The 21,976-nt window shown below is 64.8% G+C and carries 19 protein-coding genes and 4 tRNA genes; 18 read left to right on the top strand and 5 right to left on the bottom strand.

The annotated features are described in order from the left end of the window. Nucleotides 1–8 precede the first annotated feature (8 nt). The 14 genes from truA (at nt 9) to LOY22_RS18685 (ending at nt 10,609) form a co-directional block, all read left to right on the top strand. A complete protein-coding gene (gene truA / locus LOY22_RS18750) occupies nt 9–833 on the top strand; it encodes a tRNA pseudouridine(38-40) synthase TruA (protein WP_045195741.1) in 825 nt (274 codons plus the stop codon). Between the two features lie 61 nt (nt 834–894). Beyond that, nucleotides 895–1,515 carry a phosphoribosylanthranilate isomerase gene (locus tag LOY22_RS18745; RefSeq protein WP_258594416.1) on the top strand — a complete coding sequence of 207 codons (621 nt, stop codon included), beginning with the start codon at nt 895–897 and terminating at the stop codon, nt 1,513–1,515. Nucleotides 1,516–1,794: 279 nt separating this feature from the next. Then, nucleotides 1,795–2,715 carry an acetyl-CoA carboxylase, carboxyltransferase subunit beta gene (gene accD, locus LOY22_RS18740; RefSeq protein WP_045195100.1) on the top strand — a complete coding sequence of 307 codons (921 nt, stop codon included), beginning with the start codon at nt 1,795–1,797 and terminating at the stop codon, nt 2,713–2,715. Further along, a complete protein-coding gene (folC, locus tag LOY22_RS18735) occupies nt 2,712–4,019 on the top strand; it encodes a bifunctional tetrahydrofolate synthase/dihydrofolate synthase (RefSeq protein ID WP_093380618.1) in 1,308 nt (435 codons plus the stop codon). The genes accD and folC overlap by 4 nt, the downstream gene beginning before the upstream one ends. Beyond that, nucleotides 4,003–4,671 carry an SPOR domain-containing protein gene (locus tag LOY22_RS18730; RefSeq protein WP_093380620.1) on the top strand — a complete coding sequence of 223 codons (669 nt, stop codon included), beginning with the start codon at nt 4,003–4,005 and terminating at the stop codon, nt 4,669–4,671. Before folC ends, LOY22_RS18730 begins: the two co-directional genes overlap by 17 nt. Before the next feature lie 99 nt (nt 4,672–4,770). Then, nucleotides 4,771–5,325, top strand: a complete 555-nt coding sequence (locus tag LOY22_RS18725) for a CvpA family protein (protein ID WP_045195095.1) — start codon at nt 4,771–4,773, stop codon at nt 5,323–5,325. Nucleotides 5,326–5,366: 41 nt separating this feature from the next. Beyond that, complete coding sequence (gene purF, locus LOY22_RS18720; protein WP_010223267.1) at nt 5,367–6,872, top strand: amidophosphoribosyltransferase; 1,506 nt, start codon at nt 5,367–5,369, stop codon at nt 6,870–6,872. A gap of 15 nt (nt 6,873–6,887) precedes the next feature. After that, a complete protein-coding gene (locus tag LOY22_RS18715) occupies nt 6,888–8,099 on the top strand; it encodes an O-succinylhomoserine sulfhydrylase (RefSeq protein WP_093380622.1) in 1,212 nt (403 codons plus the stop codon). An 11-nt stretch (nt 8,100–8,110) separates the two neighbouring features. Continuing rightward, on the top strand, nt 8,111–8,869 hold the full coding sequence (locus LOY22_RS18710; protein WP_174242333.1) for an SDR family oxidoreductase: 759 nt from the start codon (nt 8,111–8,113) through the stop codon (nt 8,867–8,869). A gap of 180 nt (nt 8,870–9,049) precedes the next feature. Further along, nucleotides 9,050–9,125 (top strand) — tRNA-Val (locus LOY22_RS18705). Between the two features lie 76 nt (nt 9,126–9,201). After that, a tRNA-Asp gene (locus tag LOY22_RS18700) sits at nt 9,202–9,278 on the top strand. Between the two features lie 99 nt (nt 9,279–9,377). Continuing rightward, nucleotides 9,378–9,454: transfer RNA gene (locus LOY22_RS18695), tRNA-Asp, on the top strand. A gap of 111 nt (nt 9,455–9,565) precedes the next feature. Then, nucleotides 9,566–9,642 (top strand) — tRNA-Asp (locus LOY22_RS18690). 217 nt (nt 9,643–9,859) lie between these two features. Beyond that, the gene (locus LOY22_RS18685; RefSeq protein WP_093380624.1) at nt 9,860–10,609 is read left to right on the top strand and encodes an SDR family oxidoreductase; all 750 of its coding nucleotides are present in this window, start codon (nt 9,860–9,862) and stop codon (nt 10,607–10,609) included. A gap of 8 nt (nt 10,610–10,617) precedes the next feature. Here LOY22_RS18685 and LOY22_RS18680 read toward each other — a convergent pair whose 3' ends face one another. Further along, nucleotides 10,618–12,171, bottom strand: a complete 1,554-nt coding sequence (locus LOY22_RS18680) for a methyl-accepting chemotaxis protein (protein ID WP_258594411.1) — start codon at nt 12,169–12,171, stop codon at nt 10,618–10,620. Between the two features lie 266 nt (nt 12,172–12,437). Here LOY22_RS18680 and LOY22_RS18675 point away from each other — a divergent pair, with 266 nt between their 5' ends. After that, nucleotides 12,438–13,298 carry a DUF2242 domain-containing protein gene (locus tag LOY22_RS18675; RefSeq protein ID WP_258594409.1) on the top strand — a complete coding sequence of 287 codons (861 nt, stop codon included), beginning with the start codon at nt 12,438–12,440 and terminating at the stop codon, nt 13,296–13,298. A 203-nt stretch (nt 13,299–13,501) separates the two neighbouring features. Here LOY22_RS18675 and LOY22_RS18670 read toward each other — a convergent pair whose 3' ends face one another. Beyond that, the gene (locus LOY22_RS18670) at nt 13,502–14,542 is read right to left on the bottom strand and encodes an AraC family transcriptional regulator (RefSeq protein WP_093380628.1); all 1,041 of its coding nucleotides are present in this window, start codon (nt 14,540–14,542) and stop codon (nt 13,502–13,504) included. Between the two features lie 3 nt (nt 14,543–14,545). After that, nucleotides 14,546–15,667 (bottom strand): carbon-nitrogen hydrolase family protein, encoded by a 1,122-nt coding sequence (locus LOY22_RS18665; RefSeq protein ID WP_213603604.1) that lies wholly within the window; start codon nt 15,665–15,667, stop codon nt 14,546–14,548. Between the two features lie 193 nt (nt 15,668–15,860). Between LOY22_RS18665 and LOY22_RS18660 the strand changes: the two genes are divergently transcribed. Both LOY22_RS18660 and LOY22_RS18655 read left to right on the top strand, forming a co-directional pair. Beyond that, the gene (locus tag LOY22_RS18660; RefSeq protein ID WP_258594406.1) at nt 15,861–17,897 is read left to right on the top strand and encodes an NADPH-dependent 2,4-dienoyl-CoA reductase; all 2,037 of its coding nucleotides are present in this window, start codon (nt 15,861–15,863) and stop codon (nt 17,895–17,897) included. Between the two features lie 78 nt (nt 17,898–17,975). Continuing rightward, nucleotides 17,976–18,875: a 1-aminocyclopropane-1-carboxylate deaminase/D-cysteine desulfhydrase gene (locus LOY22_RS18655; protein WP_093380635.1), complete on the top strand. Its 900-nt coding sequence runs from the start codon at nt 17,976–17,978 to the stop codon at nt 18,873–18,875. Here LOY22_RS18655 and LOY22_RS18650 read toward each other — a convergent pair. Beyond that, nucleotides 18,872–19,420, bottom strand: coding sequence for a cytochrome b (locus LOY22_RS18650; RefSeq protein ID WP_093380638.1), 549 nt, complete (start codon nt 19,418–19,420; stop codon nt 18,872–18,874). The genes LOY22_RS18655 and LOY22_RS18650 overlap by 4 nt on opposite strands. Before the next feature lie 169 nt (nt 19,421–19,589). Here LOY22_RS18650 and LOY22_RS18645 point away from each other — a divergent pair, with 169 nt between their 5' ends. Next, complete coding sequence (locus tag LOY22_RS18645; protein WP_045195073.1) at nt 19,590–20,876, top strand: arsenic transporter; 1,287 nt, start codon at nt 19,590–19,592, stop codon at nt 20,874–20,876. Nucleotides 20,877–20,933: 57 nt separating this feature from the next. Here LOY22_RS18645 and LOY22_RS18640 read toward each other — a convergent pair whose 3' ends face one another. Further along, entirely contained in the window at nt 20,934–21,878 is a 945-nt protein-coding gene (locus tag LOY22_RS18640) for a DUF1853 family protein (protein WP_093380641.1), read from the bottom strand. Nucleotides 21,879–21,976: the final 98 nt, after the last annotated feature.

Genomic DNA, 21,976 nt, shown 5'->3' with positions numbered 1-21,976 from the left:
CTGCCGAAGTGGCCGCCGAAGGCTTCTTTCGTATCGCCCTGGGCGTTGAGTACAAAGGTTCGCGCTACCGCGGCTGGCAGCGCCAGGCCAGTGGCGTGGCAAGCGTGCAGCAAACCCTCGAAGAAGCCTTGTCGCGGGTGGCCGATTCGCCGGTCACCCTGCACTGTGCCGGGCGCACCGATGCCGGCGTGCATGCCTGCGGCCAGGTGGTGCATTTCGACACCCAGGCGGTGCGCAGCATGAAGGGCTGGACCATGGGCGCCAACATCAACCTGCCGCACGACATCAGCGTGTCCTGGGCCAAGCAGATGCCGGCGCACTTCCATGCGCGCTTCAAGGCCATTGCCCGGCGTTACCGCTACGTGATCTACAACGACCAGATCCGCCCGGCGCACCTGGGCGAAGAGGTGACCTGGAACCACCGGCCGCTGGACGCCGAGCGCATGGCCCTGGCCGCCGAGTACCTGGTCGGCACCCACGATTTCAGTGCCTTTCGCGCCGGCCAGTGCCAGGCCAAGTCGCCGGTCAAGAACCTCCATCACCTGCGTGTTAGCCGCCACGGCCAGATGATCGTCCTCGACATCCGCGCCAGCGCCTTCCTGCACCACATGGTGCGCAACATTGCCGGCGTGCTGATGACCATCGGCGCTGGCGAGCGCCCGCCGGAGTGGGCCCTGGAAGTACTGCAAAGCCGCGAGCGGCGCGCCGGTGGGGTGACCGCGCATCCGTATGGGCTGTACCTGGTGCAGGTCGAGTACCACGACGAGTTCGAACTGCCCGAGCGTTACATCGGCCCACACTTCATTACCGGCTACGAGGCATTGACGGGCTGACGGCCCGCAAGCCATTTGCTAACATCCGGGACTTTCCGCTTTCTGCTGAGGTTCACAGGTCATGAGCGCCGTTCGCAGCAAAATCTGCGGCATTACCCGCATCGAGGATGCGCTGGCCGCAGCCGAGGCGGGCGCCGATGCCATCGGCCTGGTGTTCTATGCCAAGAGCCCGCGGGCGGTCGATGTGCAGCAGGCGCGGGCGATCATCGCCGCCTTGCCGCCGTTCGTCACCACCGTCGGCCTGTTCGTCAACGCCAGCCGTTGCGAGCTGACGGACATCCTCGAAGCGGTGCCGCTCGACCTGCTGCAGTTCCATGGCGATGAAACCCCGGCCGATTGCGCAGGTCACAACCGTCCATGGATCAAGGCCTTGCGGGTGCGCCCGGGCGACGACCTGGAGGCCAGCTGCAAGCGCTACAGCGGTGCCAGCGGCATTCTTCTCGATACCTACGTGGCCGGCGTGCCCGGCGGTACCGGCGAGGCGTTCGACTGGTCGCTGGTGCCTGCGCAACTGAGCAAGCCAATCATCCTCGCTGGCGGCCTGTCGCCGGATAACGTCGCCCAGGCCATTGCGCAGGTGCGGCCTTATGCGGTGGATGTCAGCGGCGGCGTGGAGCAGGCCAAGGGCATCAAGGACCCGGCGCGGATCGAGGCGTTTATCCGCGCGGTCAAGCAGGCGTGAAAGCGCTGCGTGCTGCGGATGTGACGGCTGGCCGCGCGCCATCGTCCATAGCTTTCGCAGCCCGGTGCTGCCGGATCGCGCCCATGGGCCGGTCGAAATTAGCGGGTGACGCCACGGGCGTCGCCCTTACAGGTTGACGAGGGTGCGGTATCGGGGTGGCTCGCTGCAGGCGGGCGCCGGAGCCGCATCTTTATCGCGTCATACACGAATTGAGCTCAAGGGCATACGCGCGAGCCGGCAGCCATAGCCTGCCGGTCGCCGCTACTGGAGAAAGAAAGCATGAGCAACTGGTTAGTAGACAAACTGATCCCTTCGATCATGCGTTCCGAGGTGAAGAAGAGTTCGGTCCCTGAAGGCCTGTGGCACAAGTGCCCGTCCTGCGAGGCCGTGCTGTATCGTCCGGAGCTGGAAAAGACCCTGGATGTCTGCCCTAAGTGCAACCATCACATGCGTATCGGCGCCCGCGCCCGTATCGACATCTTCCTCGATGCCGAAGGTCGCGCCGAGCTGGGCGCTGACCTGGAACCGGTCGACCGCCTGAAGTTTCGCGATGGCAAGAAGTACAAGGACCGCCTGACTGCTGCCCAGAAGCAGACCGGCGAGAAAGACGCACTGATCTCCATGAGCGGTACCCTGCTGGGCATGCCGATCGTGGTCAGCGCCTTCGAATTCTCCTTCATGGGTGGTTCGATGGGCGCCATCGTCGGCGAGCGTTTCGTCCGTGCCGCCAACTACGCCCTGGAAAACCGCTGCCCGATGGTCTGCTTCTCGGCCTCCGGTGGTGCGCGCATGCAGGAAGCGCTGATCTCGCTGATGCAGATGGCCAAGACCTCCGCAGTACTGGCACGCCTGCGCGAAGAAGGCATCCCGTTCATCTCGGTGCTGACCGATCCGGTCTACGGCGGCGTTTCTGCCAGCCTGGCGATGCTTGGTGATGTCATCGTCGGTGAGCCCAAGGCGCTGATCGGCTTTGCCGGCCCGCGGGTGATCGAGCAGACCGTACGCGAGAAGCTGCCAGAAGGCTTCCAGCGCAGCGAGTTCCTTCTGGAGCACGGCGCCATCGACATGATCATCCCGCGTCAGGAGCTGCGTCAGCGCCTGGGCAACCTGCTGGCCCAGATGATGGGCCTGCCGACGCCCACGTTCGTCGCCCCGGTGATCGAGCCGATCGTCGTGCCGCCGGCGCCTGCCACCGTATGACCCAACGTACCCTTGGCGACTGGCTCGCCTACCTCGAGCAGTTGCATCCGTCGGCCATCGACATGGGCCTGGAGCGTTCGCAACAGGTCGCTGCGCGGCTCGGGCTGGGCCAGCCGGCGCCACGGGTAATCACCGTGACCGGCACCAACGGCAAGGGTTCGACCTGCGCCTTCGTTGCCGCGTTGCTGCGCGCCCAGGGCCTCAAGGTCGGCGTCTACAGCTCGCCGCACCTGCTGCGCTACAACGAGCGGGTGCAGATCAACGGCGCTGAAGCCGGCGATGAGCAGCTGTGCGAAGCCTTCGCCGCGGTTGAAGCGGCCCGTGGCGACATCTCCCTGACCTACTTCGAAGCCGGTACCCTGGCGGCGTTCTGGCTGTTCAAGCAGGCGGCGCTCGACGCCGTGGTGCTCGAAGTCGGCCTGGGCGGACGCCTGGATACCGTCAACATCGTCGATGCCGACCTGGCGCTGGTCACCAGCATCGGCGTTGACCATGTCGACTACCTGGGCGACACCCGTGAGTTGGTGGCCTTCGAGAAGGCCGGGATCTTCCGCCAGGGCAAGCCGGCCCTGTGTGGTGACCTCAATCCGCCGCAGCCGTTGCTGGACAAGGCCCGTGCCCTGAACAGCCCGCTGTTTTTGCGCGGTCGCGATTTCGACCTGGCCAGCACTGACCAGTACTGGCAGTGGCGTGGGGTCAATGCCCGTGGCGAGGTGGTTGAGCTGCAGGATTTGCCGCTGCTCGACCTGCCGATGGAAAACGCCGCGTTGGCATTGCAGGCCTACCTGTTGCTCGACCTGCCGTGGGATGCCGGGCAGATTGCCGAGGCCCTGCGCAGCACGCGCATGGTCGGCCGCCTCGATCGGCGAGCCTTTACCTGGCAAGGCAAACCTTTGACTATCCTCATGGATGTCGGGCACAACCCGCATGCTGCCGAGTACCTGGCTCAGCGCCTGGCCACCCGGCCGCCGCAGGGCAAGCGCCTGGCGGTGTTCGGTTTGCTCGCCGACAAGGACCTCGACGGTGTGCTCAAGCCGCTGCAGCACCAGGTTCAGGCCTGGGCCGTGGCGCCGCTGGACACCGCCCGCAGCCGGCCGGCTGGCGAGTTGCAGGCGGCGCTGACGAACCTTGGCGCTGCGGTGCAGTCTTACCCCAGCGTCGCCGCCGCCCTGGAAGGGCAGTGCGCGCAGGCAACGGCGGATGACGAAATCCTGCTGTTCGGATCATTTTTCTGTGTCGGCGAAGCCCTGCAGTGGCTCGACCGGCAGGCCACGGAGGACGGGGCAAATGGCATTGCTGGATAAAGTGGTCAAGCAACGCATGGTCGGGGCGCTGGTGCTGGTGGCGCTGGCGGTGATCTTCCTGCCGATGCTGTTCTCGCGCGAAGACGAAATGCGCCAGGTGCGCGTCGAAGCCCCCGAGGCACCGGCTGCGCCGACCCTGCCGCAAGTGCAGGTAGAGCCGGTGCAGGTCCCCGAGCCGCAGGTAGTGCCTGAAGAGTCGCTGATCGTCGAGCAGCCTGCGGCACCGGTGCAGGCGCCAAGCACGCCGATTGCCCCGGCGCCAGCCGCCACGCCGCTGCCGACACCGGCCCCGGCCGCACCGGCTGTCGCGGCAAAACCGGCGACGCCGGCGCCCGCCAAGGTAGAAGCCAAGCCGGCAGCCACCGTCGCCGCTGCGACCAAGCCTGCTGCGGGCAAGATCGACGCCAATGGCCTGCCGGTCAGCTGGTCGATTCAGATGGCCAGCCTGGCCAACCGCGCCAGCGCCGACAACCTGCAGAAAACCCTGCGCAGCCAGGGCTACAACGCTTATATCCGTTCGGCCGAAGGCATGAACCGGGTGTATGTCGGACCGTTGATCGAGCGCGCCGAGGCCGAGCGCCTGCGCGATGTGATCAACCGCCAGCAGAAGCTCAAGGGCTTTGTCGTACGCTTCCAGCCCGAGCGCAGTTGAACCCTTGCCGCCCGGCCCGTACCGGGCGGTAAATCACTGCTTACCGACAGCCCGTTGCTCTGGTAAAATGCGCCGCCTTATCCGTTTGCAGGCAACACTGTGGCATTTACCTGGGTCGACTGGGCGATTCTCGCGATCATCGCCATTTCTTCGCTGATCAGTCTCAAGCGCGGCTTTGTCAAAGAGGCCTTGTCGCTGCTTACCTGGATCATCGCCGGTGCCGTGGCCTGGATGTTCGGTGGCTCGCTGTCGCAGTACCTGGAAGCTTATATCCAGACGCCTTCGGCCCGGGTCATCGCCGGATGCGCCATTCTTTTCGTCGCCACCCTGCTGGTGGGGGCCATGATCAACTTTCTCATCGGCGAGCTGATTCGCGTCACCGGGCTGTCCGGGACCGATCGCTTCCTGGGCATGGCCTTCGGCGCCGCCCGCGGGGCCTTGCTGGTGGTCGTGGCGGTCGGGCTGTTGAGCCTGGGGCCGGTACAACAGGATCAGTGGTGGCAGGAGTCTCGCCTCCTGCCACAATTTCTATTGGTGGCTGACTGGTCGAAAAACCTCATTCTGGGGTTCACCAGTCAGTGGCTAGCCAGCGGGATCAGCGCACCGGCTGATCTCCCGTTCCAGGAACAGCTGCTGGGGCCCAAAACGCCTTGAGCGCTTTTCAATCCAGTTTCATTAAGTAGGGGTTGCGTCGCATGTGTGGCATCGTCGGTATCGTCGGTAAGTCGAACGTCAATCAGGCGCTGTATGACGCGCTAACCGTCCTCCAGCACCGCGGCCAGGACGCTGCCGGTATTGTGACCAGCCATGATGGCCGGTTATTCCTGCGCAAGGACAACGGCCTGGTCCGTGACGTATTCCAGCAGCGCCATATGCAGCGCCTGGTCGGTCACATGGGTATCGGCCACGTGCGCTACCCGACCGCGGGCAGCTCGACCTCGGCCGAGGCCCAGCCGTTCTACGTCAACTCGCCCTACGGCATCACCCTGGCGCACAACGGCAACCTGACCAACGTCGAACAGCTGGCCAAGGAGATCTACGAGTCCGACCTGCGCCACGTCAACACCAGCTCTGACTCGGAAGTGCTGCTCAACGTCTTCGCCCATGAGCTGGCGGTGCGTGGCAAGCTGCAACCGACCGAAGAAGACGTGTTCGCCGCGGTCACCGACGTGCACAACCGTTGCGTTGGCGGTTACGCGGTGGTGGCGATGATCACCGGCTACGGCATCGTCGGTTTCCGCGACCCCAACGGCATCCGTCCGATCGTGTTCGGCCAGCGTCACACCGACGAAGGCGTCGAGTACATGATCGCTTCCGAAAGCGTTTCTCTGGACGTGCTGGGCTTCACCCTGATCCGTGACCTGGCGCCAGGCGAAGCGGTGTACATCACTGAAGAGGGCAAGCTGCACACCCGTCAGTGCGCGACCAACCCGCAACTGTCGCCGTGCATCTTCGAACACGTCTACCTGGCCCGGCCTGACTCGATCATCGACGGCGTCTCGGTGTACAAGGCGCGCCTGCGCATGGGCGAGAAGCTGGCCGAGAAGATCCAGCGCGAGCGCCCTGACCACGACATCGACGTGGTCATCCCGATTCCCGACACCAGCCGCACCGCAGCGCTGGAGCTGGCCAACCACCTGGGCGTCAAGTTCCGTGAAGGCTTCGTCAAGAACCGCTACATCGGCCGTACCTTCATCATGCCCGGCCAGGCCGCGCGCAAGAAATCGGTACGCCAGAAACTCAACGCCATCGAGCTGGAGTTCCGCGGCAAGAACGTGATGCTGGTCGACGACTCGATCGTGCGCGGCACCACCTGCAAGCAGATCATCCAGATGGCCCGCGAAGCCGGCGCGAAAAACGTCTACTTCTGCTCGGCCGCCCCGGCGGTGCGCTTCCCTAACGTCTACGGCATCGACATGCCGAGCGCTCACGAGCTGATCGCGCACAACCGCAGCACCCAGGATGTCGCCGAGCTGATCGGTGCCGACTGGCTGGTCTACCAGGACCTGCCGGACCTGATCGAAGCGGTCGGCGGTGGCAAGATCAAGATCGAGCATTTCGATTGCGCGGTGTTCGACGGCAAGTACGTCACCGGCGACATCGACGAAGCCTACCTGGACAAGATCGAGCAGGCGCGCAACGACGCCTCCAAGGTCAAGAACCAGGCGGTCAGCGCGATCATCGACCTCTACAACAACTAAGTTAGGAGCAGCGGCATGACACAGGAATGGGATGCCGGGCGCCTGGACAGCGACCTCGAAGGGGTCGCTTTCGACACGCTGGCGGTACGCGCCGGCCAGCATCGCACGCCGGAAGGTGAGCACAGCGATCCGCTGTTCTTCACCTCCAGCTACGTGTTCCGTACGGCGGCCGATGCCGCCGCGCGGTTCGCCGGCGAGGTTCCAGGCAACGTCTATTCACGCTACACCAACCCCACCGTACGCGCGTTCGAAGAGCGCATCGCCGCCCTTGAAGGCGCCGAGCAAGCGGTTGCCACCTCCACCGGCATGTCGGCGATTCTCTCGACCGTCATGGCCCTGTGCAGCGCCGGCGACCATGTGCTGGTGTCGCAGAGCGTCTTCGGTTCGACCATCAGCCTGTTTGAGAAGTACTTCAAGCGCTTTGGCGTGCAGGTCGACTACGTGCCGCTGACCGACCTGGCCGGCTGGGACCAGGCGATCAAGGCCAACACCAAGCTGCTGTTCGTCGAGTCACCATCCAACCCGTTGGCGGAGCTTGTGGATATTGCTGCCCTGGCTGAAATCGCCCATGCCAAGGGCGCGCAGCTGGTGGTCGACAACTGCTTCAGCACCCCGGCCTTGCAGCAGCCGCTGAAGCTGGGCGCCGACATCGTCGTGCATTCGGCGACCAAGTTCATCGACGGCCAGGGCCGTTGTATGGGCGGCGTGGTTGCCGGGCGCAGCGAGCAGATGAAAGAAGTGGTGGGCTTTCTGCGCACCGCCGGGCCGTCCCTGAGCCCGTTCAACGCCTGGATCTTCCTCAAGGGCCTTGAGACCCTCAACCTGCGCATGCGCGCCCACTGCGCCAATGCCCAGGCCCTGGCCGAATGGCTGGAGCAGCAGGACGGTATCGACAAGGTCCACTACGCGGGCCTGCACAGCCATCCGCAGCACGAGCTGGCCAAGCAGCAGATGAGCGGCTTCGGTGCAGTGGTGAGCTTTGAGGTCAAGGGCGGCAAAGAGGGCGCCTGGCGCTTCATCGATGCCACCCGGCTGATTTCGATCACCGCCAACCTGGGTGACAGCAAGACCACCATCACCCACCCGGGCACCACCTCCCACGGCCGCCTGTCGCCGCAGGAGCGTGAGGCCGCCGGCATTCGCGACAGCCTGATCCGGGTTGCCGTGGGGCTGGAAGACGTCGCTGACCTCAAGGCCGACCTGGCCCGCGGGCTGGCGGCACTGTGATCGACTGGTCGGTGGGCGACAGCAGCCATAACGGCCGCGTCGCCCTGGTCACCGGCGCGGCGCGGGGCATCGGCCTGGGCATTGCCGCCTGGCTGATCAGCGAAGGCTGGCAGGTGGTGCTCACCGACCTCGACCGTGCCCGTGGCGCGAAAGTGGCCAAGGTGCTGGGTGACAACGCCTGGTTCGTCGGCATGGATGTCGCCGACGAAGCCCAGGTAATGACCGGCGTGGCCGAAGTGCTGGGCCAGTTTGGCCGGCTCGACGCCCTGGTATGCAACGCGGCGATTGCCGACCCGCACAACACCACCCTCGAAAGCCTGAGCCTGGCCCACTGGAACCGGGTGCTGGCGGTCAACCTCGGCGGCCCGATGCTGCTGGCCAAGCACTGTGCGCCGTACCTGCGCGCCCATTGCGGGGCGATCGTCAACCTGGCGTCAACGCGCGCCGGGCAATCGGAGCCCGACACCGAGGCCTATGCCGCGAGCAAGGGCGGGCTGCTGGCCCTGACCCATGCCCTGGCCATGAGCCTGGGCCCGGAGATTCGCGTCAACGCCGTCAGCCCCGGCTGGATCGACGCCCGTGATCCAGCCCAGCGCCGTGCCGAGCCGCTGACCGAAGCCGACCATGCTCAGCATCCGGCGGGCAGGGTAGGGACGGTAGAAGACGTGGCGGCGATGGTGGCCTGGTTGCTGTCGCGCAACGCCGGCTTCGTCACCGGCCAGGAATTCGTGGTCGACGGCGGCATGACCAAGAAGATGATTTATCGGTAGCGGCAAGCGACAGGCTTTAAGCTGCAAGACGTCCGCGTTGTGCTTTTGATTTTGCTTTTTCTTGTAGCTTGCAGCTTGAACCTTGAAGCTGTTTTTTTCACCCCTGTGAAAAAAACTTCAATCAGGCTATTGACTTAGGTTCGATACCTGCGTAAATTTCGCCACCTCAGCGAAGCACACGGGTGATTAGCTCAGCCGGGAGAGCATCTGCCTTACAAGCAGAGGGTCGGCGGTTCGATCCCGTCATCACCCACCACTTCCTGAGATGTTCCTGACCCGACACTTTTGCAAGAAGGTGTTACCAGAGAGGAACCGGACGCAAGTCCATATGCGCAGCGGTAGTTCAGTCGGTTAGAATACCGGCCTGTCACGCCGGGGGTCGCGGGTTCGAGTCCCGTCCGCTGCGCCACTTTTCTCCAGATCGGTTTAACGACCGGTTTGAGGTTCCAGGGCCAAACAGCCTTGTAGCCAGATCCCAGTTTCAAGCGGGCGCAAGCCTGTACGATACGCAGCGGTAGTTCAGTCGGTTAGAATACCGGCCTGTCACGCCGGGGGTCGCGGGTTCGAGTCCCGTCCGCTGCGCCATCTTCGCTTCGAGGCCCTTGAACTCCTCGAAGCAACAAAGAGAGCGACCTGAGGTTGCTTTTTTTGTGCCCGGGATTTGCAGCCTTTGCGCAGCCCGGGTGAGCACGACACGCAGCGGTAGTTCAGTCGGTTAGAATACCGGCCTGTCACGCCGGGGGTCGCGGGTTCGAGTCCCGTCCGCTGCGCCATATTGCAGTACCAGAGAAAGCGACCTTCGGGTCGCTTTTTTTGTGCCGAAATTTTGGCACCGTGGTACGTTCATCACCAGCAAGGCCGGCTCCCACTCTGTGGGAGCGGCGGTACGACGCCTCGACTTGCCCCGCGATGCTTTTCAGGCCTGCTTGGTCTGCATCCAGTCCGCACAACCGGTATGCTAGCGCCTCAAGTCTTCCACTGAGGTTCAGGATGAACAATCTTCAAGACTCGATCGCGGTCATCACCGGTGCCGGACGCGGCCTGGGTGCCGCGTTGGCCATCTCCCTGGCCGACGCTGGTTGCAAGGTCGTGCTCTGTGGCCGCAACGAAGCAGCCCTGGCCCAAGTCGCTGCCACGATCGAAACCCGCACCGCTCAACTGCCATTGACTGTCCAGGTCGATCTCGCCGACAGCGCCAGCGTTACCCACGCAACGCAGGCCATCAGCCAGCGCTTCCCCACTATCGATCTGCTGATCAACAACGGCGCCATGTGGCTGGAGCACAACGAGGAAAGTTATTCTCCTGAAGAGGTCCACGGCGTGATCAACGCTGCGGTCACCGGTACCTTCCTCTTCACCCAGGGCTTGCTGGCCTCTCTGCGCCGCTCTCAGCGCCCGGACATCGTCACCATAGGCTCGATCAGCGCGCTGCCCAATGCCGCCTTGCACAGCGTCTCAGTGCCGTTCTACGCCGCCAAGCAGGCCCAGCGTGCACTGGCAGAGGGGTTGCGTCAGCAACTGGCCGGTACGCCGATCCGTTCGCTGTGCGTGCACCCGCCGTACCTGGACGACATCTGCCCGACGCAACCGGCCTGGGAGGCCGCCGCCCAGCGCCAGAAGGGCGAGCGCGGCACCAACCGTGACGTGGTCGAGGCCGTGCTGTTTGCCGTGACCCGGCCGCGGCATGTGAGCCTGTCGTCGATCGTTATCGACAGCGACGACGGCGGCCTGTTCGGCTGACTTACCGGTTACACCCGAAAGCGCGCCACCAGCTGTTGCAGTTCACTGCCCAGGCGCGCCAGTTCCACCGACGAAGCCGCCGTCTGCTGCGACGCGGTGGACGACTGTTCGGCAACGTCGCGCACGCTGAGCACACTGCGGTTGATCGATTCGGCGACGCTGCTCTGCTGTTCGGCGGCGGTGGCGATCTGCAGGTTCATGGTCTGGATGCCGGTCACGGTCTGGGTGATGGCCTGCAGCTCGATACCGACCTGGTTGGCCAATTCCACAGTACCGCCGACCTGTTGCTGGTTGGCTTGCATCATTTCGGCGGCTTTCTGCGCGCCTTGTTGCAACGACAGAATCAGCGTCTCGATCTGCGCTGTTGATTGCTGTGTGCGCTGGGCCAGCCCGCGCACTTCATCGGCGACCACGGCAAAGCCGCGCCCGGCCTCACCCGCGCGCGCCGCCTCGATGGCGGCGTTGAGAGCCAGCAGGTTGGTCTGTTCGGCAATGGCGTTGATCACCGTCATCACGGTGCCGATGCGCTCGCTTTCTTCCGACAATTGGCTGACCGCACTGGCGCAATTGCCGATGTCGTCGGCCAGCTGGCCGATCTGGCTCAGGGCCTGCTGCACTACGCGGTTGCCCTGTTTGGCCTGGCTGTCGGCCTGGTGCGTGGCTTCGCTGGCTTCTTCTGCGTTACGCGCGACTTCCTGGACGGTGGCAACCATCTCGCTCATTGCCGTGGCCACCTGGTCGGTTTCGACCTTCTGGCTGGTGATGCCGGCGCTGGTCTGTTCAGTGATGGTCGACAGCTCCTCGGCGGCGGTCGACAGCTGGCGGGTGACATGCCCGGCCTGGCCAAGCATCTCGCGCAGGTTCTCGCCGCTTTGCGCCAGCGCCTGCAACAGCTGGCCGAATTCGTCGCGGCGTGGTTCGCTGGCAGTGTTGGTCAGGTCGCCTTGGCCAATGCGCCGGGCAATTTCCACCGCCTGGCGCAGCGGCTGGGTGACCTGGCGGATGATCAGCGCACTGATCAGCACGCCCAGCACCAGGGCTGCGAACAGCAAGCCCAGCATCAGGCTGCGGCTGTCGCTGGATTCCTCGGTGCTCTTCTGGTTCTGCAGGGTGATCAACTGGTTGATCGCCTCCAGGCCCTGATGCACGGTCTGCAGCAACTGGTCATGCAGCTTGCTCTGCAGCAGGGTGCCGCCGCTGGCCGCCTTGAGTTGCTCGAACTGTTGCAGGTACTGCTTGAGATCATCGCCAGTGGCCTTGAGCAGGCGCTGCGAGTCGGCATCGGGCAGGGCGCCGAGGTTTTCCTCGACCAGGCGGCTGGCCTCCTGGTGGGCCTGTACCAGCTGGCTGGCGAAGCTGCCTTCGCGGCGTTGCTCTAAGCTCAGCTGGGCGGCGCGCATTTCATTGAGGTTGTCGAGGATGTAGTTGACCGACACCAGGCGATCGGCGCGCTGGGTCAGGGTGTTCAAGCTGTTGATGGCGGTAATGGCGAGTAGCACCATCAGTACCAGAATGGGCGCAAAGCCAAGCAGCAACTTGATTTTCACAGATAGGTTTTTCACCGAGATAACTCCTGTCGACCGGTAGGCGGTGATGGCTAGTTGCCAGCGTAGTCGTAGAATGGGCAGGGCAAAAGTCGGATGGGTCCGATCTGTTCGTAGGGCTTGAGCGAAGGATTTGTGGGTTTATCGACCAATGGTCAAACCCCGGCATCAGGGGCGATCACTGGCCCCTTGTATGAATTTTCTGCGGTGATTGCCCGCCTGTGGTTTCAGCATTCCGTCGATGTGTTGCACAATAGGCGCCGACCGTTTCCTCAGGATTTGCAATGTCAAAGTCAACCGTCTGCGGTGCGCTCGGGCTGGCCCTTGTGCTGGCGGGTGTTTCCGGCTGTTCTTCGAAGAAAGCTGCCATTTACGAACACGAGAATTTCGACGACTCGGGTACCTTCTCGCGCAGCTTTGCGGTGAGTGAAGCCGGTACCTGCGAAGCGGCGCGCCGTGCCTTGCTCAGCCAGGGCTATATCATCACCAGCAGCGACGCTGGCCAGGTCAATGGCAACAAGAGCTTCCAGCAGACTGGCGATTCGCACCTGCAGATCAGCTTCAACGTGGTCTGTGCCCGCGACAGCGGCGACGAGCAGCGCTCGACCATGTTCGCCAACGCCCTGCAGGATCGCTATGCGCTGAAAAAATCCAACACCTCGGCCAGCCTCGGCGTTGGCGTGCTGGGTTCGGTGTCGATGCCGATCGGCTCCAGTGACGATTCGATGGTCAAGGTTGCCAGCGAGACCGTGACCTCGGCCAAGTTCTACGAGCGTTACTTCGCCCTGGTGGAAAGTTTCCTGCCCAAGGAAACCAAGAAGAAGGCTGAGGCAAAGCCTGCAGCCAAGCCAGCGGTGGAGCTGGGTGTGCCCGAGACCGCGCCGGCAGCACCAGCGGCCGCCCTGGCTCCGGCTCCGGTTGAAGCACCAGCGGCTGGCGTACCGGTCAGCGAACCGTCGCCGGCCCCGGCTGCCGAAGTGCCGGCCGCGCCGGTGGTGGATGACAGCAGTGGCTCGCAGCCGGTGCCGCCGCCCGCCGAAGCTGCGCCAATCAGCGTCCAGGACAGCAGCACACCGGCACCCGTAGAGCCGACCCCGACCATCGTCCCGGTAGCACCGGCCAGCAGCGAGCAGGCGCCGCTGTAAATTCGCCCGTCTCTGCTACGTTGTTTTGATAAGCGTCATTGTCATTTTTCTTTCATCGCGGCACTTTAGGCTCGTTGATGAATCAATGACATGAATGAGAAACAACGGAGCAGACGATGGACGACTATCAAGAAGAACTACTCGAATACCGCGCCATTGAGCTCGACCCGGTCGAGCCGGCCGAAGACGCTACCGAGCTGTAATCAGCCGGTACGCCGCTGGCTGCGGCGAAACTCGCCCGGGGTGATGCCGTTCCAGCGCTTGAACGCACGCTGAAACGCCTCCGCCGAGGCAAACCCGAGCAAGTAGGCAATCTCGCCAAAGGCCAGTTCCGTGTCACGGATATAGGTCATGGCCAGATCGCGCCGGGTATCGTTGAGGATGGCGCGAAACTGCGTGCCTTCCTCGGCCAGCTTGCGCCGCAGGGTCCAGGTCGGCAATTGCAGGTGCCTGGCCACTTCCTCCAGATCCGGTTCCCGTCCGCCATTCAATAGCGGCCCCAGCAGGTGGGCGATGCGCTCGCCCAGGCTGCGTATCCGCGTGCGTTGCTCAAGCTCGGCCTCACACAGCTGCAGCAAGTGCTGCCAGGTGCTTGGGCAGTGCGCCGGGTTGCGCAGGGCCAGGTTGGCGCGGCTCAGGCGCAGTTGATTGGTGGCGGCGCCAAACTGCACCGGGTTGCAGCTCAATGCCTGGTAGTGGGCGGCGTAGGCGGGCGCCTCGAACTCGATCTCGACCCGTTCGGCCAGCAGCATCGTACCCGCCAGGCTCGACAGCTGCGCCAGCCAGCCGGCCAGCAGCGAATCCACCACGAAGCGGTTATAGGCGTTGTACGGGCTGATCGAATAGAACCGTAGCCAGGCGCCGCTGCTGTCTTCATGAAAGCTTGAGTGCCCGCGGTAGTTGGCCGCGTACAGTGGCTCGAAGCGCAACAAGGTGCGCGCCGCTTCGCCCACGGTGGGTGCTTGTGCCGCAGTGACGCCGGCCAGGCCGGCCTGGCCCAGGCGGCTGATGTGGCCCATGCGCAGGCCCAGGGCCGGGTCGCCGGTCAGTTCGATGGCGGCATGGCCCAGGTGCATATAGCGCGGGATCGACAGGCGCGCGCCGGCTTCGGCCAGGCGCGCTGGCTCCAGGCCGTAGCGGGCGAGCAGGGCCGTAGGATCGATGCCGCGTTGCTGCAGGGTTTCGCTCAGCGGCTGGATAAAACCGACCGACAGGTCGCCCAGGCGCACGCGGGGACGGTTCATGCCCTACAACCAGAGGTTCAGCAGGCGCGCACCGGGGCTGGACGTGCCGCCCAGGTTCACCCCGTTGAGCTGGGCAAAGCCCTGGCCATCGGCGGCCAGGTCCCAGAAGCGCCCGCGCAGGAACACACTCATGCTGCTGACCCTGGCGGCGTTGGCGTTCAGGGTCAGGCGTTGCCAGGCTTCGTGTTCGCTCACCTCACCGGGCTTTAGCGCCAGCGACGAGGCCAGGGGTTGATGCCGGTTGCCGCGCCACGGCGCGTTCCAGCTGTCATGGCCGCTGAGAAACACCGGGTTGGCGACGATCTGGGCAAACTGGTTGGCCAGTTGCTGCTGGTTGCTCGGGTACCAGCTGTCGCTGCCGATCAACACGCCCAGGCGCCCGGCCGGGGTTTGCAGCACCTGTGGCGGTTGATCGGTGCCGCTGCTGATAAAGCGCCGCACTTCACTGTCCGGGTGCTGCTGGCGTTGCGGCTGGCCGAGCACCGAGCCGTCGCTGGCGAACACCAGGCTTGCGTTGTACAGGGCGCCGGAGCCGATGCGCAGGGTACCGCGCTCGACGTAAGGTTCAGGCAGGACGATGGAGCCGGCCACCAGGGTCACGCCGAACTCCTTGGCCAGACCGCCAAACAGCTGCTGATAATCCTCGGCCATCTGCCCGGCTTTCATCCGCAGGTGGGCGTCGGCACGGCGGTCGTCACCCTCGGCGCCGAGCAGGGCCAGGCCGTAGCGCAGCGGGTTGCTCAGTTCCAGCCATTGCAGGGCTTCGCGGCGTTGGGTGACCTGGTACAGCTCGCTCTTCTCGCCTCGGGCCCACAGCCAGGTGCCGATGTGTTCGGGCAGGATGACGATGGTTTTGGCGTTGACCAGGCCCTGGGCGCGGGCGTGTTCAAGGTAGGCGGCCAGCTTGCGGTGCAGGCGCTGCAGGCTCTGGTAGTCACCGGGGAACAGCTGCGGCTCGACGCCCAGCAGGTTGCCGTGATCGGCCGGCACGCCTTCGCTCAGGGCCAGCTCGATGCGCAGGTCCGACAGGTAGTGCCCGGCCGGGCGCTGCTCGGTCCAGAAGCCGTAGCCACTGAGGACGGCAATGACAACCAGCGCCAGGGCGCTCAACAGAAGTTTTCGCATGAAACGGGACAGCGCCGAAAAGGGATTCGGCCCCTAGGGTAGACCCCGAGTGCAGCAGGATCAATAACTTGTCACTTTCGGTCATTGAGCCGCGCCCGCTGGCTCTTTAATGTCGGCCTCAGATAACTGACGGGCCCCGCCAGCCTTGGCGAGGCGCCCGCATTCCGTGATTACGCCTGTTGTGGAGTTCACTATGGCCGCCGCTCAATACCCGCATTTGCTCGCCCCGCTGGACCTGGGTTTCACCACCTTGCGCAACCGCACCCTGATGGGCTCGATGCACACCGGCCTTGAAGAAAAGCCCGGCGGTTTCGAGCGCATGGCGGCCTATTTTGCCGAGCGTGCCCGTGGCGGCGTCGGCCTGATGGTGACCGGCGGCATCGGCCCGAACGTGGAGGGCGGGGTGTATTCCGGCGCCGCCAAGCTGAGCACGCCGGAAGAAGCCGATAAACACCGCATCGTCACCAAAGCGGTGCATGAAGCCGGTGGCAAGATCTGCATGCAGATCCTTCACGCCGGGCGCTATGCCTACAGCCCCAAATCGGTAGCGCCGAGCGCGATCCAGGCGCCGATCAACCCGTTCAAGCCGCGTGAGCTGGACGAAGAGGGCATCGAGAAGCAGATCCAGGACTTCGTCACCTGCTCGCTGCTGGCGCAAAGCGCCGAGTACGACGGCGTCGAGATCATGGGGTCGGAAGGCTACTTCATCAACCAGTTCCTCGCCGCCCACACCAACCAGCGCACCGACCGCTGGGGTGGCAGCTACGAGAACCGCATGCGCCTGGCGGTGGAGATCGTGCGCCGGGTGCGCGAAGCGGTAGGGCCGAACTTCATCATCATCTTCCGCCTGTCGATGCTCGACCTGGTCGAGGGCGGCAGCAGCTGGGAAGAGATCGTGCAACTGGCCAAGGCCGTGGAGCAGGCCGGCGCGACCCTCATCAACACCGGTATCGGCTGGCACGAAGCGCGGATCCCGACCATCGCCACCAAGGTACCGCGTGCGGCATTCACCAAGGTCACCGCCAAGCTGCGCGGCGCGGTGCAGATCCCGCTGATCACTACCAACCGCATCAACACCCCGGAAGTCGCCGAGCAGATCCTTGCCGAGGGCGACGCCGACATGGTCTCGATGGCGCGGCCGTTCCTGGCTGACCCGGAGTTCGTCAACAAGGCCGCCGCCGGGCGTGGCGACGAGATCAACACCTGCATCGGCTGCAACCAGGCCTGCCTGGACCACACCTTCGGCGGCAAGCTGACCAGCTGCCTGGTCAACCCGCGCGCCTGCCACGAAACCGAGCTCAATTACCTGCCGGTAACCCAGGTCAAGCGTATCGCCGTGGTCGGCGCCGGCCCCGCCGGCCTGGCGGCTGCCACCGTGGCGGCCGAGCGCGGCCATGAAGTGACCCTGTTCGATTCGGCCAGCGAGATCGGCGGCCAGTTCAACGTGGCCAAGCGCGTGCCGGGCAAAGAGGAGTTCTATGAAACCCTGCGCTACTTCAAGCGCAAGCTGCAGACCACCGGTGTCGAGCTGTGCCTGAACACCCGCGTCGATGCCGAGCAACTGGCGACGGGCGGCTTTGACGAGATCATCCTCGCCACCGGTATCGCCCCGCGCCTGCCGGCCATCCCTGGCATCGAGCACGCCAAAGTGTTGAGCTACCTGGACGTGCTGCTGCAGCGCAAGCCGGTAGGGCAGAAGGTCGCCGTGATCGGCGCTGGCGGTATCGGCTTTGACGTCTCCGAGTACCTGGTACACCAGGGCGTGGCCACCAGCCAGGACCGTGAAGCGTTCTGGAAGGAGTGGGGCATCGATACCCGGCTTGAAGCCCGCGGCGGCGTGGCCGGGATCAAGGCCGAGCCGCATGCGCCGGCGCGCCAGGTGTTCCTCCTGCAACGGAAAAAAACCAAGGTAGGCGACGGCCTGGGCAAGACCACCGGCTGGATTCACCGTACGGGCTTGAAGAACAAGCAGGTGCAGATGCTCAACAGCGTCGAATACCTGAACATCGACGATGCCGGCCTGCACATCCGTATCGCCGAGGGCGAGCCGCAGGTGCTGCCTGTGGATAACATCGTCATCTGCGCCGGCCAGGATCCGCTGCGCGAACTGCAGGACGGCTTGCTCGCCGCCGGGCAGTCGGTGCACCTGATCGGTGGCGCCGATGTCGCTGCCGAGCTGGACGCCAAGCGCGCCATCAACCAGGGCTCGCGTCTGGCCGCCGAGCTCTGACCGGCGCAGCGCGGTGGGCCGCCCGGCCCGTCGCGCTGTTACACTGCGTTGCCCTGGCAACCCTGTTGTGCCCCGCCCATGATTGGCAATTTCGACGACCTTCCGCTCGCCCCCCTGCAACCCTTGCCGTTGAACTGGCTACGCCCTCATGGCGTGAAGCTCGCGGTGTTGCGCCTGGACCTGATCGACCCGCTGATCAGTGGCAACAAGTGGTTCAAGCTGCTCGAACACCTGCGAATCGCCCAGGCCCAAGGGGCGCCCGGGGTGATCAGCCTTGGCGGCGCCCATTCCAATCACCTGCATGCCCTGGCGGCGGCGGGCAAGCGCTTCGGCTTTGCTACCGCCGGGCTGTTGCGTGGCCATGCCCAGGACACCCCGACCGTGCGCGACCTGCAAGCCTTTGGCATGCAGTTGCACTGGTTGGGGTATGGCGGTTATCGCGAGCGTCATCAACCGGGGTTCTGGCAGCCGTGGCAGGCGCTTTATCCGGGTTGGCAGTGTGTCGCTGAAGGCGGTGGCGGGGCGTTGGGCGCCAAGGGTTGTGCGTTGATCGTCGAGCAGGCGCAAGCGCAGTTGGCGGCGCTGGGCTGGGCGGATTACCACGGCTGGTGGCTGGCGGCCGGCACCGGCACCACCCTGGCCGGGTTGGTGTTGGCCGAGGCGGGCCGGCGTGAGGTGCATGGCGCCCTGGCCGTACCGCTGGACCACGGCGTGCCCGAGTCTGTCGAAACACTGGTTGGCAAGGCAGGTTACAGGCTGCATGAGGCCTGCCGTGGCGGCTTTGCCAAGGTCGATGACGAGCTGCTGGCGTTTATGGCCGACTGCGAATCTGAAACGGGCATGCCGCTGGAGCCGCTGTACACCGCCAAGGCCTTGCTGGCGCTGCGCCGGGAAGTCGAAGCGGGGGCTTTTGCCGCCGGCACCCGGCTGATCTTTTTGCACAGCGGCGGCCTGCAGGGCCGCCGCGGGTTCGCCTAGTTATTGCGTGGCAACATGCGCAGCAAGGTGTTGTCGCGCTGCACATAGTGATGGAACAGGCCGGCAACAGCATGCAGGCCGATCAACCAGTAGCCCCAGGTGCCGATGCGCTCGTGCCAGCCCTTGATGAACTTGGCCAGGTCCGGGTCCGGGGCTATAAGCGCCGGCAGCTCGAAGCCATAGAACGGGATCGGCTTGTTGGCAGCGCTGAGCAGCAGCCAGCCGGCCAGCGGCAGGCCGATCATCAGCAGGTACAGGGCCAGGTGCATCAGGTGCGCCAGGCCGGTCTGCCAGGCCGGCGGCGCCGGAATGATCGGCGGGGTCGGGCGGCCCAGGCGCAGGGCCAGGCGCAGCCAGACCAGCACGAATACCGTCAGGCCGAGCATGAAGTGCAGGTCTTTCATCAGCGCGCGCTCGGCGCTGTCCTTGGGGAACATGCCGCGCAGTTCGATAAAGGCGTAGACCGCCGCCAGCAGCACCAGCATCAGCCAGTGCAGGGCAATCGACAGACCGCCATAGCGGGCCTGGTTTTGGCTCAACGTCATGGGTATTCCTCATCATCAGGTCGAAGTCCGCGCTCTTGTGGCGCAGTCAGCTAACTGTAACCGCTTGCCAGCCGATTACCCGGCCATTGCAGCAGAAATTGGTCACGCAGGCCTTGATCTGTCGCTAGAATCCGGCGCTTGTGCCCCATTTCTACAAGGCTTGTACTTCATGCTGATGGCATCGCTGATATTCCTCCTGACCATTACCCTGGTGATCTGGCAGCCCCGCGGCCTGGGCGTTGGCTGGAGTGCCACGGGCGGGGCGCTGCTGGCGTTGCTCTGCGGGGTGGTGCAGTGGAGCGATATTCCGGTGGTCTGGCAGATCATCTGGAACGCCACCGGCACCTTCATTGCCCTGATTATCATCAGCCTGTTGCTCGATGCTGCTGGCTTTTTTGCCTGGGCGGCGCTGCACGTGGCGCGTTGGGGGCGCGGCAGTGGCCAGCGGCTGTTCTGCTTCATCGTACTGCTGGGGGCACTGGTGTCGGCGTTGTTTGCCAACGACGGCGCGGCGCTGATCCTCACCCCGATCGTGGTGGCCATGCTCCTGGCCCTGCGCTTCAGCCCGGCGGCGACCCTGGCTTTTGTCATGGCCGCAGGTTTTATAGCCGATACCGCGAGCTTGCCGCTGGTGGTGTCGAACCTGGTCAACATCGTCTCCGCCGACTTCTTCGGTATTGGTTTCAACCGTTATGCGGCGGTGATGGTGCCGGTCAACCTGGTTGCCGTGGCGGCAACCCTGGCGGTGCTGTTGTGGTACTTCCGCCGTGATATCCCGGCAGACTACGACCCGCTGCAACTGGATGCGCCGCGCAGCGTGGTGCAAGACCCGGCGACGTTTGTTGCCGGCTGGCTGGTGCTGGCGATCCTGCTGCTCGGCTGTTTTGCCCTTGAGCCGCTGGGCATCCCCATCAGCGCGATTTCGGCGGTGTGTGCACTGGTGTTGCTGCTGGTGGCGGCACGCGGGCACAGGATTTCCACGCGCAAGGTGCTCAAAGAAGCGCCCTGGCACATCGTGGTGTTCTCCTTAGGGATGTACCTGGTGGTCTATGGCCTGCGCAACGCCGGGCTGACCGATTACCTGGCCGGTTGGCTCAACGCATTCGCCAGCGGCGGGGTGTGGGGTGCGGCGCTGGGTACCGGGCTGCTGACCGCGGTGCTGTCGTCGATCATGAACAACCTGCCGACGGTGCTGATCGGCGCCTTGTCGATCGATGCCAGTGCCGCCACCGGGGTGGTCAAGGAAGCGATGATCTACGCCAACGTGATCGGCAGTGACCTGGGGCCGAAAATTACCCCGATCGGCAGCCTGGCGACCCTGTTGTGGTTGCATGTGCTGGAGCGCAAGGGGGTGAAGATTGGCTGGGGGTATTACTTCAAGGTCGGGATTGTGCTGACGCTGCCGGTGTTGCTGCTGACGCTGGTGGCGCTGGCGTTGCGCTTGACGGTGGTTTAGGGCTGGCCTGATCGCGGGGCAAGTCGAGGCGTCGCACCGCCGCTCCCACAAAACCATTTACCCGGGAAGATTGGGCCAAAGGTCAGAGACCAGGAACAAGCGCTCGGCTTCCTCCCACTCGCCACGCTCGCCCTCGACCAGCCTTACCAGCAATTGCGCCGGTGCCAGCGGGTCCAGGGCCTGCAGCCAGGTTTCGAAGCGCTGCACCGACCAGCAGTCCTGCGCCGGATAACAGGCCGGCGCCAGCCAGGCATGGCGCGGTAGCGGCTGCCAGCGACCAGCCGCGCTTTGCGCCCGCAATGACGCCCAGTCCCGCTGATGCAACCAGAGCCCGCGCAAATGCTGCGGGTTGGCCCCACGCGGCGCTTGCGCCTGCCCCGGCCAGGGGTAGAGCAGGTAACCGCCCAGCCACAATTGCGCACTGAACTGCTCGATCTCCAGCGCCGCCAGCGCTTCGCGGCTTTCCGCGCGCGCCGAAATCGGCAACTGGTGTTCGGCCAGGTGGGCAAGCTTGCGGTCCAGGCGGTCATGGCAACCCGGCCCCAGCCACTGCGCCGGGTTCTCTCCCGTGCCGTTCTGCGGCCCCAGGTACAGCTTGATCGCCAGCTCCAGGTGGTGCACACCGTCGCTGTCGCGCAGCAACAGGTCCAGCTCGCCGAGGGTGTGCCCGCCATTGCGGATCGGCAGGTTGGCAGCCAACAGGGTAACGCCGGGAGCATGCTGGAGGACGAACTGCCATAGACGTTCGTAGTACAAACCCAGGCGCCGGGTGCTGGCCTGGGCCAGCCAGTGCAGCAGGGGCTGGCTGTCGCGGTCTTGTGCCAGCAGCCACTGGCGCAGTTGTTCAGGCTCGGCTACCCAGCGGCTGGCCGCCAGCGGGTGGCGCTGCGGCCACGGCGTGTCGCGCAGCATCGGCGGCGCCAGGATCACCCAGGCCAGGTCGCGCACCTGGGGCTGGCGCAACTGGCGGGGCAGGTCGGTCAGGCTGGGAAACGGGTTCATTCTGCGAGCATAGCCGCTCAGCCTGCGCGCTTGCTGAATTTCTCCGGCGTTTGCCGCTGCCCGGCGCTTTCGCCCATAATCGAACTCTTTGGCGAGCA

Origin of the sequence: Pseudomonas sp. B21-035 (assembly GCF_024748945.1) — a bacterium.
Taxonomy (GTDB): domain Bacteria; phylum Pseudomonadota; class Gammaproteobacteria; order Pseudomonadales; family Pseudomonadaceae; genus Aquipseudomonas.
This window is presented reverse-complemented; position numbering and strand designations above follow the sequence as displayed.